Origin of the sequence: Collinsella sp. AF23-4AC (genome assembly GCF_003462685.1) — a bacterium.
Taxonomy (GTDB): Bacteria; Actinomycetota; Coriobacteriia; order Coriobacteriales; family Coriobacteriaceae; genus Collinsella.
The window spans coordinates 1-12,236 of record NZ_QRVE01000002.1; the positions used below are offsets into that span (position 1 = coordinate 1).

10 protein-coding genes and 1 pseudogene are annotated in these 12,236 nt (G+C 53.0%); all 11 read right to left on the reverse strand.

Going from position 1 to position 12,236, the window contains the following annotated elements; translation table 11 throughout:
* Window positions 1-95 precede the first annotated feature (95 nt).
* On the reverse strand, window positions 96-1,355 hold the full coding sequence (locus tag DWY05_RS01700; protein ID WP_117821454.1) for a nucleotide sugar dehydrogenase: 1,260 nt from the start codon (window positions 1,353-1,355) through the stop codon (window positions 96-98).
* Window positions 1,356-1,424: 69 nt separating this feature from the next.
* Window positions 1,425-2,462 (reverse strand): NAD-dependent epimerase/dehydratase family protein, encoded by a 1,038-nt coding sequence (locus DWY05_RS01705; RefSeq protein ID WP_117821453.1) that lies wholly within the window; start codon window positions 2,460-2,462, stop codon window positions 1,425-1,427.
* Window positions 2,463-2,488: 26 nt separating this feature from the next.
* Complete coding sequence (locus DWY05_RS01710; protein WP_158558732.1) at window positions 2,489-3,697, reverse strand: glycosyltransferase; 1,209 nt, start codon at window positions 3,695-3,697, stop codon at window positions 2,489-2,491.
* Window positions 3,698-3,746: 49 nt separating this feature from the next.
* Window positions 3,747-5,177: a lipopolysaccharide biosynthesis protein gene (locus DWY05_RS01715; protein ID WP_117821451.1), complete on the reverse strand. Its 1,431-nt coding sequence runs from the start codon at window positions 5,175-5,177 to the stop codon at window positions 3,747-3,749.
* Window positions 5,177-6,421, reverse strand: a complete 1,245-nt coding sequence (locus tag DWY05_RS09885) for a hypothetical protein (protein WP_147335219.1) — start codon at window positions 6,419-6,421, stop codon at window positions 5,177-5,179. The genes DWY05_RS01715 and DWY05_RS09885 overlap by 1 nt, the downstream gene beginning before the upstream one ends.
* 34 nt (window positions 6,422-6,455) lie before the next feature.
* Window positions 6,456-7,541, reverse strand: a complete 1,086-nt coding sequence (locus DWY05_RS01720; protein WP_117821450.1) for a glycosyltransferase — start codon at window positions 7,539-7,541, stop codon at window positions 6,456-6,458.
* Window positions 7,542-7,550: 9 nt separating this feature from the next.
* Entirely contained in the window at window positions 7,551-8,633 is a 1,083-nt protein-coding gene (locus DWY05_RS01725) for a glycosyltransferase family 4 protein (protein ID WP_117821449.1), read from the reverse strand.
* 10 nt (window positions 8,634-8,643) lie between these two features.
* Entirely contained in the window at window positions 8,644-9,150 is a 507-nt protein-coding gene (locus DWY05_RS10200; protein WP_117821448.1) for a DapH/DapD/GlmU-related protein, read from the reverse strand.
* 2 nt (window positions 9,151-9,152) lie between these two features.
* Window positions 9,153-10,333: pseudogene (gene wecB, locus DWY05_RS10245) on the reverse strand (non-hydrolyzing UDP-N-acetylglucosamine 2-epimerase).
* A 4-nt stretch (window positions 10,334-10,337) separates the two neighbouring features.
* Window positions 10,338-11,555: an NAD-dependent epimerase/dehydratase family protein gene (locus DWY05_RS01740; RefSeq protein WP_117837165.1), complete on the reverse strand. Its 1,218-nt coding sequence runs from the start codon at window positions 11,553-11,555 to the stop codon at window positions 10,338-10,340.
* Between the two features lies 1 nt (window position 11,556).
* A partial coding sequence (locus DWY05_RS10065; protein ID WP_233511288.1) for a polysaccharide biosynthesis protein occupies window positions 11,557-12,236 on the reverse strand: 680 nt, incomplete at its 5' end.

Sequence of the window (12,236 nt, forward strand, 5' to 3'; positions counted from 1 at the left end):
AGCCATAAAAAAGCCTCCCATTTCTTGTGTCCAAGAAATGGGAGGCAGTTCACCGCGTGGTGGCTGGGGGCCTCTTATCGCTCCGAGAAAGCTCGCTAGTCGCGCTTGAAGAGATCGCGCGTGTACACCTTATCCGCCACGTCCGCGAGCTCGTCGCTCCAGCGGTTGGCCACGATGATGGAGCACTCACGCTTGAAGGTCTCAAGGTCATGGGTGACCTCGCTGCCGAAGAAGTCCTCAGCGTCCAACGTGGGCTCGTAGACCACCACGGGCACGCCCTTGGCCTTCACGCGCTTCATGACGCCCTGGATGGAGCTCGCGCGGAAGTTGTCGGAGTTGGACTTCATCGTCAGGCGGTACACGCCCACGACAGGCTTCTCCTTGCCCTCGTACACGCGGTCCCGCACCATCTGCAGCACCTCGTCGGCCACGAAGTCCTTGCGGGTGCGGTTGGCTTCCACGATGGCCTCGATCAGGTTCTGGGGCACGTCCTTGTAGTTCGCCAGCAGCTGCTTGGTGTCCTTGGGCAGGCAGTAGCCGCCGTAGCCGAAGCTGGGGTTGTTGTAGTGCGATCCGATTCGAGGCTCCAGGCACACGCCGTCGATGACGTCGCGGGCGTTGAGGCCGCGGACCTCGCAGTAGGTGTCGAGCTCGTTGAAGTAGGCCACGCGCAGCGCCAGGTAGGTGTTGGCGAAGAGCTTGACGGCCTCGGCCTCGGTGGTGCCCAGCACGAGTTCCGGGATGCCCACGGTGCCGTCGGCGTTCGCGCGATCGAGCTCCGCCGGGTCGGCGCCCTGTGCGAGCAGGCCGGCGAACTTCTCAGCAGCCTCGACGGCGTCGGCGTCCTCCTTCGGCGCGCCCACCACGATGCGGCTGGGGTGCAGGTTGTCGTAGAGCGCCTTGCTCTCGCGCAGGAACTCGGGGCTGAAGAAGATCTTGCTGTCGCCCAGCCTCTCGCGCAGGCCCGCGGTGTAGCCGACGGGGATGGTCGACTTGATGACGATCCAGGCGTCCGGGTTCACCGAGCGCACGGCGGCGATGGCGGCCTCGACGGAGCTCGTGTCGAAGAAGTTTTTATCGGAATCGTAGTTCGTCGGCGTGGCGATGACGGCGTAGTCGGCACCTGAATAGGCCTCCGCCACGTCGACGGTGGCGTGCAGGTCGAGCTCGCGCTCCCCCGCCTTGGCCTCCGCCAGGAAGCGCTCGATCTCGTCGTCCTGAATGGGCGATACGTAGCTGTTGATCTTCTCGACCTTCTCGGGCACGATGTCCAGCGCGTGCACCTCGTTGTGCTGCGAGAGCAGGACGGCGAGGGACAGGCCGACGTAGCCGGTACCGGCGACAGCGATCTTCATGTCATTCTCCAATTGTCAAAGAACAATAATTCGCATTAAAAATGGCCCCTGTTACAGGGCCATGATTTCCTAAATGTTGTAGTAGCGCTTATACCATTTGGCGAAGGCCCTCAGGCCGTCCTCGAGCGGCGTCGCGGGCTTGTAGCCCAGGTCGCGCTGGAGCGCCGTGGTGTCGGCGTAGGTGACGGGCACGTCGCCGGGCTGCATGGGCACGAGCTGCTTGTGGGCCTCGAAGTCGTAGTCGGCCGGCAGCACGCCCTCCTCCACCAGCACGCGCTGCAGCGTGTCGACGAAGTCGAGTAGGTTCTCGGGGTGCGAGTTGCCGATGTTGTAGACGCGGTGCGCGGCGAGCGGCAAACCGTCCTCGCCCATCTTCACCTCGGGCGCGGCGTCCATGACGCGTCTCACGCCCTCGACGATGTCGGCGACGTAGGTGAAGTCGCGGCGGCAGTCGCCCATGTTGAAGATCTTGATGGTGTCGCCGCGGCGCAGCTTCTCAGTGAAGCCGAAGTAGGCCATGTCGGGCCTGCCCATGGGGCCGTACACGGTGAAGAAGCGCAGGCCGGTCGCCGGGATGGAGTAGAGCTTTGAGTAGGCAGCGGCCATGAGCTCGTTGGACTTCTTGGTGGCGGCGTAGAGCGACACTGGCGAGTCCACGCGGTCCTCCTCGGAGAACGGCACCTTCTTGTTGCCGCCGTAGACCGAGCTGGAGCTGGCGTAGACGAGGTGCCTAACCGGGTGGTGGCGGCATGCCTCAAGGATGTTGAAGAAGCCGACGAGGTTGCTCTCGAGGTAGGCGCGCGGGTTCTCGATGGAGTAGCGGACACCGGCCTGGGCCGCGAGGTTCACCACGACGTCGAAGCCGTTCTCCGCGAACAGGCGCTCGACGAGCGCGGCGTCGCACAGGTCGCCGCGCACGAAGGTGAAGCGGCCGTCTGCGTCGGCCTCGGCCAGCATGCGCAGGCGGGCGTCCTTGATACCGGGGTCGTAGTAGCTGTTGAGGTTGTCGAGACCGACGATAACGTCATCGGTCTCCTCGAGCAGCTTCTTGACGAGGAACGCGCCGATAAAGCCGGCTGCTCCGGTGACGAGTACTTTATTTGACATATTGCTCCTTTGGACGATCGAAATAACTAGTTGCGAATTGAAAGTACTGATTTGAGAAATGATGAAAATGAATCTATGTAATTGTCTGACTCAAAAAGTTCTAAAGCCTTTTCTAGTGCAGCTCGTTTCATGCTGGTCAACTCATGGTCAGTCAAATTGCATGCGCTTGTGATTCCGTCTAGAAGAGCTTGATTGCTTAAATCCGGAATAACAATTCCGTCAATCATATTCTCGAGAATAAGATCGGCTCCTCCGACCGCGTTGCATAACATCGGAACACCGTTTGACATACACTCAGCGAATTTTGTTGAAAATCCGGCGCGAGAATATAAATCAGGAGTTCTAAATAGAATTCCAAAGTCAGATTCTTGCAGCATTTTGATTACGCTGTCATGGGAAACACGGCCGTGAAAATGAACCTTATTAGATCTGGCAATGTTTCCCATTAAACTGACTGCCTGGTTTAAATCAATTCCAATTACATCGAGTACTGGTTGAGTGATTGCAGGAATAGCGTCATTACTTATAAGCGAAATAAACTCTGTAAGTGAGTCTTTTCCCCCAGCGGGTGAACCTGCATAGACAAACTTGGTTATAGTTCTCCGCTTCAATCCTTCTAAAGAGCAAGGGTCACTAAGTGAGTCTCCGGCCCTATTTAAGGGTGGCAAATAAAAAACCTTTGGATATCCTTGAGAGGAGTAGAGTGAATCGAAATGTTTTTTAAAAAAGGGCGAGATTGCGATAACTCCATCTAGCAATCTATCCACTTCAGCCACCCGTTTAGAACGAGATTTCTCCACAAGCCAAGCAGCTAAATCTCCTGTAAATTTCGGAGTAAACCAATCGGTCTCATCAACGATTACGGGAACGTTAAAATCATGGCAATGATCTAAAACCCGTTTTGCAAGCTTATGTTGTATCCCGTAATAAATAACCAAGTCGGGCTGTATTTGATCGAAACATCGAGTGAAGGCTTTAAAGCTGAAGGAAGAAGAGATCCGCTCGTAATACTTTATTGCTATTTGATGGTGCCCGAATTTCACCTCATACGGAAAATCAAAGGGATAGTCGTAATTGCTGCTTATGGCGTCGGATGACGGCTCAATTATTCCAGCAAGAACAAAATGGACGTTGAAGCCACATTTAACCAGCAAATCGGAAATTGCGAAAGCATGTTTTGTAGGAGCATTATCCCCCGGAATTGATTGAACTAGATATAAAACCTGTTTATTCATTCTGTAGTTCATTTCTGATCGATTCATCAATGCCGTTAGAAAATAACGGTTAATTCCGACGAAGGGACAATTTGTCCATAAGCAAATTGAATCCTTCGATGTTCATCAGCTTAGATAGCACGATGTAACACCCTAAGGACCCGAGAGGGGCAACGATTAACGAAATAAGATTCCCGTTTGAAATGTGGATTAATAATAATGCGATCACCACGGAAAACAATGTGGCAATTGACGGCTTAAGAACGTCAATAAGCTGCTCAAATATGCCATAGCCGAGCACTTTTTTATTCGGGGTCATGTTAATTAACATTGAGACAAATCCGCAAAAGGCACTTGAAAGGGAAATCGCAAATACACCAAAAGGAATCGACATAATTAAAACGATGAACGAAATAGCCTTCTTAATGACCTCAAGCTTAAAACAAAGGGCGCCTTGACCTGCTGCTTTAAGTGCCTGCCAATTCATAGATTGAAGGGGTTGAAATAGATAGAACAAGCACGCAACTTGAAGATACGGGACGCATTCCGCCCATTTTTGACCCAAAAGAACAAGAACCAGAGGACGCGCACACGCAGCCAAAATTCCCATCATGGGGAAAACGAGATAAGCAGAAAGCTGCATCGCTTTTCTAAGAACTGATTTGAGCGCATTTTGGCTGTCTTTCTTTTCAGCCATTAGAGGTAACATAACATTGCTAATTGGAGTGTTTAAGTTGCCTACAATTAAAGCCGGGAATTGGTTGCCACGATTAAAGAAAGCCAAGTCTGCGGAGGAATAGAATTTTCCGATGACTAAAGAACGACCTTCTGTATAAACAGAATTAATAAGGTTGGCACTTGTAAATTGTATTCCAAGGGGCAACAGCTCTCTTGCTGAACCAACCACGAATTTTAGTCTAGGCGTCCATTTTGTTAACCAAGCCATTAGTACCGTTGTCATCAGAACAGTAAGTATCTGTTGAATGATTAGCGCATAAATACCAAAACCCAACATTGCAACTACGATAGCTGCTAATCCTGAGATCAAGGAGCTGAGGAACGATGCAGAAAATTGCAATCTAAATAAAAAGTTCTTTGCAATATAGGCCTTTTGAATTGCATTCAGTGCCGAAAGAGGAAGACGTAATGCCAGAACCCTTAGGTAAAGACACATATCTGCATTTCCATAGAAGTCTGCAATGCTTGGAGCCGAAATAAATATCAATACATATAAGATGCTCGACAATGCAATTGAACATGACAACATTGTCGAGTAGTCAATTTGATTGATATCAGACTTTTGTATTAGCGCTTCGCCAAGTCCATTTGTGACAAGCACGTCTGCCAAATTTGTAAATACAAGCAGCAGCGAAAGAGTACCGTAATCACTCGGGGACAGCAAACGCGCCAGAATTAGGGAAATTACAAATAGGGCACCTTGCGTGGCAAATCTCTCACCTATTGCCCAAAACATACTGGTTGCAGCCTTGTTCGAAGCCATTATTTTTCACCATCCGCATTGCACATACGCTTAGATCTTTCTGGTTCTACGTTGTTTAGGGCAAAACCAAAGGATGAAAATAGAAGAACGACCCCGACATTAATTGTGTAAGAGTAATAAGTTGATAATCCTAGAATCGCCATGAGATAAAAGAGGGCAACAAATTTGCAGTGGCTATTTTTGGAAGAACCAAATAAGCATCGCGACAGGACATACATAAGCGGAACAACGGCTAAAACGCCAAAATGAAACATCAAATAAATTATTTGATTATCGAAAAAGAGATAATTTGAATTCGTGCCATATCTATATCCAGCGCTAATACCGTTACCGAATATAAGCGATGCCGGTTCAACCTGGCTATAGAAAATTTCATATTGGTTAGACCGTGTATCTTCTCCGATTCTGTTTAAAAACGAATCAAGAACTTCAGGATAGATAAACGACAACGCCAAAAGTGCTGTTCCAGTTGCAAAAATTACAATTACTGTTCGTTTAAAAACTTTGTCAATTCCTTTAGCCATAAAAGTTGCAACAAGCATGACTAACATTGGTTGAATTAACCAACTTCTGGTTGCCAGCATTAATGCGGCGATGCAGGCTAGAATGCCTATACCCATCGTTATGAAATACGCGTGTTCATCATTAGATTTAAGCACCACGGTTGACCAATATAAACTGATGCCAAATGCAAAATAGTCCCTCGCAGGACACCATCCAATATAAGATCCAAAGCCACAAAGAGATTTAAATTTTAGAATTGAAATAAGTGAAGCGATAAAGCAAAACAGAGAAAGAAGAGGGACCCATTTCTTTATAAGCAACTTGATGCTTGGCTCCTCCGCCAATAGGTAAAACAAGGGAATTACAAATACTGTGGTTGGGACATCTCCAAAGAGCACACTGGATAAATCGCCCTCGTTATTGGCAATGGCGAATAAGCTATAAATTATTAGTCCAAAAAATGAACAAGATATGATGAGCCAATTTGCTTTTCGGGATTTACTTATTGCGCGCAACAAAAGAATGGAAAAGCAGATTTGCTGAATGAGATTAAATAATGAAGCAAAGCGCCCATTAGAGGTGCTGAATGCAAAACGGTTAATCTCCCAATCTGTTGCAAATGAGTATGAGGCGCCCAGGTCTCGAACAAAGGGGACCATTAGACCAGATATTATTGCAATTCCTAATAGCAACTCAGATATACTTTTGTTTTGATTATGCAGTGTCATTTTTTTGCGCAATGTTGTTTTCCTTATTGGAGGCTCCCGGGGAAATCTAGTTAAAAATAAGATCCGCCCATTCATTGCCAATAGCTTCTAAAGAGAGAGACTGCCTTAACATCAGGGCATTATTAGACAGTCGATTCGAGTATGATTGATCTTCGACGATCCTGTTAAACGCTTCGCTCTCAGCAAGATCGTCATCAATATCGACCAAAATGCCGTTCTCGCCATTCCGAATAACTGCCTCTGCTCCACCACCGCCACATTTGGTGCAAATTGTTGGAACCCCCATACACAAGGACTCAAGCATAGAATTAGATAGGCCCTCGAACTTTGATGACATTACAAAAGCCGATGCAGTTCTAATGTGCATAAGAACGTCAGAAGAAAAGCCCATAAATTTAATTGAATCATCCATGTCAAGGCTCTGAACAAGGTTTTCTAGTTCTGATTGAAGGCTTCCCTTGCCAAAGATTTCAAGAATATATTCAGGGTGTTTTTTATGAAACAGCGCAAATGACCTGATTGTCATCGAGTGATTTTTTTGATGTTCAAGTCGTCCTGCTGTGACGATTGCTTTTCTTCTAAGCCCAGAATACGGTTCAGGAAGTTCGCTAGATATTGGATTTAAGATGATTTTTGAATTCGCCTGAAGGTATCTCGGCATTAAACTTGCCTGGCTTTTTGTCTGAAACACAATTGCATCGGACCTTCGATACAACATGTTTCTAATGAATGGGAGGATCTTATTGCCAGGAAAATCATATCTCGGATCGTTTCGCACCGAAACAATAGCCCTGTTTGGAAGTCCGATAGTCGCGATAAGCGTATACATGTTTTGATGAGGTAAAAAGGAAATTACCGTAGCATTGGGCCACTCGGAAATAAAACGTCGTATAAGCTTAATTTGGTCGAATGGCTTGAGCGTAGCGCTTGCAAACTCAGAACGCACCTCGACTCCTTCGGGAACATCGTATTCAACAACGTTACTTTTAGTCAGGAGATAGGTAAACCTAATACCATGAGCAACGAAGTACGACGCGAGCGCAAGCGAGACGCGCTCGGCCCCGCCACCCATCAGGGAAGGGTGAACAAAAACAATATGCCCAGCTTCATGTGTTAACTTATTTGAATTCAATTTAATCCTCTAATTACCGCTGGTAGCATTGCAGTAGATGTCGAGTATTTCGCTCAAGAGTAGATTGATATCGAATGAGCTGAGTATCTTTTTTCGGGCCAAAGTTCCCATTTCTTTTCTAAGCTCGCTTAATTCGAGAAGATGACTCAATGCAACGGCCAGAGCTTGATGGTTATCAACCGGAATCAGAACCCCATCAACACCATCATTAATTACTTGAGGAATTCCGCCAACGGGAGTGGCAACAGTTGGAATTCCTCTAGCCATGGCTTCAAGAACGCTCATGGGGAGCCCCTCGTTTTTGGAGGGGAGGCAGTACACCGCGGCACGCTCAAAGAGCTCTTCGCGTTCTGCGCCCGCGACCCAGCCGTGGAATTCGCAGCGGTCGGCAATACCGAGCTCTGCCGCAAGAGATTTATTCTTTTCGACCTCTCCGTCTCCGCCAAATACGACCTTGGTGCCGGGAAAACGCGACAGGATTTCTCTTGACGCGCGCAAGAGCACGTCAGGGCTCTTGTTCGCGTCAAGACGTCCTAAAAAAAGGACGTCTTGACGCGAACAAGGTGAGCACGGCTGGTCTGGAACTTTGACACCGTTATGAACAACGTCAATCTTCTCCAGGTCGCAAACGTTTTTTGAAAAGTAGTCGCGCCACTCTTCCGACAGAACCACAACTCGGTCGGCGATACTAAAGGTCTTTCTTACATCACGACGGTAGGGATCTCCGCCCTCTTCGAAAGCCTTCTTAAACTCGCCATCGTGATCGTGGAGTATTACGTACTTGCCTGCTTTGTGGGCCATACGAGCCATAATTGACTTACGTTTGTAGGAGCCACGGGCGCTAATGTGTAAATGAATGATGTCATAGGATGGCATGATCATCGCATAGCGAATCAACGCTCGGGAAAATGCGACGGATTTACCGAGCGTTGAGGAACCGATGCCCGTCCCTAGGTACTCAAAGGCATCGCATGCCTCAGGGAGACCTGCGTCTAGATAACCTTTCACGACTGAGACAATTCCGCCGTGAAGAGAGAGATCGGGTCCGACCATCAACACCTTTGCATGGACGTGCGGATAACCTTTAGTCATTGATTTCCTCTTACCGAAAGCTTAGACGGCGAGCTGGAAGCCCCCCCCAGATTGAAAACTCCGGGCCAACGTCTTTTGTCACTACCGCACCGGCAGCAATCACACAATGGTCGGCAATCCTAACGCCCTTAAGAATCGTTACGCCGCTGCCAATCCATACATCATTGCCGATGACGACATCTTGGTCATTCTCTGGAAGCTTGTCCGACTCATCAAGCGTCATCATGGGTCGGTCGAGAACATCTGTACGATGGTCTCCAGTAATAATTGTGAGATGAGGGCCGCTCATGACGTAATTGCCGATATGAATCTTCGCACGGGTCGTCAGAAACGTTGCTCCTGGGCCAATATATACATCATGTCCCATGTAAATATTTTCAATCCCCTGAATTTCGCTACGACGACCGATGGTTACGTTTTTACCGCATGATGCAAAGGAGCGTCGTAGGGCAGGAAGCAAGAGCAATTTGTTATAAGCTCGCGAGATACCATCAAGCAATCTGTACCCAGCGCCCATGGCTAAGATTTCCTCCACACCATCTTGTCCACGACGCCGGTGTAGCTCTGGATGATCTTGACCACCTTGGTGGACACGGTCTCATCGGCGTAGTCGGGAACGGGGGCCTCGGGAAGCGACCCCTCCGCGTCGAGCTCGACGGCGGTGTGGACGGCCTGCAGCAGGCCGCGCTCGCTGATGCCGGCGAGCGTGAAGCAGGCCTTGTCCAGCGCCTCGGGGCGCTCGGTGGAGGTGCGGATGCACACCGCCGGGAACGGGCGCCCGACGCTCGCGAAGAAGCTGGACTCCTCGGGCAGGGTGCCGGAGTCGGAGACCACGGCGAAGGCGTTCATCTGCAGGCAGTTGTAGTCGTGGAAGCCCATGGGCTCGTGCATGCGCACGCGCGGGTCGAGCTGAAAGCCCGTCGCCTCCAGGCGCTTGCGGGAGCGCGGGTGGCAGGAGTACAGGATCGGCATGTCGTATTTCTCGGCCAGCGCGTTGATGGCGGTGAACAAGCTCGTGAAGTTGGCCTCGGTGTCGATGTTCTCCTCGCGGTGCGCCGAGAGCAGCATGTAGCGCTTGGGCTCCAGGCCGAGCTCGGAGAGGACGTCCGAGGCCTCGATCTTGCCCAGGTTGGCGCGCAGGACCTCCGCCATGGGCGATCCGGTGACGTAGGTGCGCTCGGGGCGCAGCCGGTGTCCCTGAGGTAGCGGCGGGCGTGCTCGGAGTAGGCCAGGTTGACGTCGGAGATCACGTCGACGATGCGGCGGTTGGTCTCCTCGGGCAGGCACTCGTCCTTGCAGCGGTTGCCGGCCTCCATATGGAAGATGGGGATGTGCAGGCGCTTGGCCGCGATGGCGGACAGGCAGCTGTTGGTGTCGCCCAGGATCAGCAGCGCATCGGGCTGGACCTGCACCATCAGCTTATAGCTCGCGGCGATGATATTGCCCACCGTCTCGCCCAGGTCGGCGCCCACAGCGTCCAGGTAGACGTCGGGGTCGTCCAGCGACAGGTCGCGGAAGAAGATGCCGTTGAGCGTGTAGTCGTAGTTCTGCCCGGTGTGAGCCAGCAGGCAGTCGAAGTGGCGGCGGCACTTCTTGATGACCTCGGACAGGCGGATGACCTCGGGGCGGGTGCCCACGATGATCAGCAGCTTCAGGCGGCCGTCGTCCCCGAAGCGGATATCGGAATAGTCCTTGCCCATGCGGCTAGACCTCCTCGTAGTAGGTGTCGGGGTCCTCGGGGTCGAAGGGCTCGTTGGCCCACATGACCGTCACGAGGTCCTCGGTGTCGGACATGTTGGTGATGGAGTGCGTGTAGCCGGGGATCATCTCGACCACGCGCATGTCGGGACCAGAGACGACATACTCGTCGACGGGGAAGGGCTTGCCCTCGGCGTCCTCCCCCACCCTCCTCAGCCTGATCGACGCGGTACCGGAGACCACCAGGAACCTCTCCCATTTGCTCATGTGCCAGTGGTTGCCCTTGGTGATGCCGGGCTTCGAGACGTTGATGGAGACCTGGCCGCGCTCCGGCGTGCGCAGGAACTCGGTGAACGAGCCGCGCTCGTCGGTGTTGGGCTTCAGGGAGTAGGCGAAGTGCCCCGGCTCGTAGTGGGACAGGAACGTGCTCCAGAGCTTCTTGGAGAAGGATCCCTCGGAAAGGTCCGGCACCGAAAGCGTCTCGCGGCTGTCGCGGAAGCTGCCCAGCAGGTAGACAATCTCGCCCAGGGTTTTCACGTCGGTCCCGGGGACGTAGCAGAAATCATCTCCGTCGACGCGCTCGAGCCCCTCGTATCCGCAGCGGTGCTCCTCCCCCAGCAGGGCGCCCAGCATCTCGTCGACGAGGTCGTCGATGTAGAGGAGCTCCAGCTCCACCGAGGGGTCGTTCACGGTGTAGGGGCGGCCGTTGGCGATGGCGTCGCAGAAGGTGGCCACGGCGGAGTTGTAACGCGGGCGGCACCACTTGCCGTAGAGGTTGGGAAAGCGGTAGATGAGCACCGGGGCGCCCGTGCGCTCGGAATAATCGCGGAACAGGCCCTCCCCCGCCAGTTTCGACTCGCCGTAGACCGAGCCCTCAAAACGGCCGGAAAGGCTCGCCTGCGCGGAGCTGGAGAGCATGACGGGGCACGTGTTCCCGTGGCGCTCGAGGGCATCAAGCAGCGTGGAGGCGAACCCGAAGTTGCCCTCCATGAACTCCGCCTGGTCCTCGGGGCGGTTGACGCCGGCCAGGTTGAAGACGAAGTCGGCGCGGGAGCAGTAGCCGTCCAGCTCCTCGGTCGTCGAGTCGACGTCATACTCCATGACCTCGAGCGGCAGCAGGGCTCGGTATTTGGCGCGGCGGTCCTTGCCGTCGCGGATGTTTTTCAGCGCGCAGCAGAGGTTCTTCCCGACGAAGCCCCTGGCGCCGGTGACGAGGACGCGCACCCTACTGCACCGCCTCGTGCTCGCGGCCCTCGAGCGCCAGCTGCACGTACTCGGCGGTCTTGATCTTGGCGATGGTGCCCTCAACGTCGAGCCTCTCGGTGTTGTGGGAGGTGTAGGACTCGTCGGCCTGGGTCTCCACCTCACCGTCCACGACGAACTTGTCGTAGTTCAGGTCGCGCGAGTCGCATGCCACGCGGTAGTAGCCACCCATGTCCTCGGCGCGCAGGCGCTCCTCGCGGGTCATGAGGGTCTCGAAGAGCTTCTCGCCGTGGCGGGTGCCGATCACCTGGGTGCCCACGCGGCCGAAGACCTCCTGGACCGCCTCGGCGAGGTCGCCGATGGTGGAGGCAGGCGCCTTCTGGATGAACAGGTCGCCGGGGTTGGCGTGCTCGAAGGCGAACTGCACCAGGTCGACCGCCTCGTCCAGGTTCATGAGGAAGCGGGTCATGTTGGGGTCGGTGACCGTGAGCGGCTCCCCTTTTCGGATGCGGTCGATGAACAGCGGGATGACGCTGCCGCGCGAGCACATGACGTTGCCGTAGCGGGTGCAGCAGATGGTGGTGCGGCCGGCGCCGTTTCGGGCGTTGGCGTAGATGATGGACTCCATCATGGCCTTGGACTTGCCCATGGCGTTGATGGGGTATGCCGCCTTGTCGGTGGACAGGCACACGACGCGGTCGA

What these genes read in the sequence shown, in the direction of transcription:
- DWY05_RS01700 (WP_117821454.1), bottom strand. Translation starts at nt 1,355, where the DNA reads ATGAAGATCGCTGTCGCCGGTACCGGCTACGTCGGCCTGTCCCTCGCC.
- DWY05_RS01705 (WP_117821453.1), bottom strand. Translation starts at nt 2,462, where the DNA reads ATGTCAAATAAAGTACTCGTCACCGGAGCAGCCGGCTTTATCGGCGCG.
- DWY05_RS01710 (WP_158558732.1), bottom strand. Translation starts at nt 3,697, where the DNA reads ATGAATAAACAGGTTTTATATCTAGTTCAATCAATTCCGGGGGATAAT.
- DWY05_RS01715 (WP_117821451.1), bottom strand. Translation starts at nt 5,177, where the DNA reads ATGGCTTCGAACAAGGCTGCAACCAGTATGTTTTGGGCAATAGGTGAG.
- DWY05_RS01725 (WP_117821449.1), bottom strand. Translation starts at nt 8,633, where the DNA reads ATGACTAAAGGTTATCCGCACGTCCATGCAAAGGTGTTGATGGTCGGA.
- DWY05_RS10200 (WP_117821448.1), bottom strand. Translation starts at nt 9,150, where the DNA reads ATGGGCGCTGGGTACAGATTGCTTGATGGTATCTCGCGAGCTTATAAC.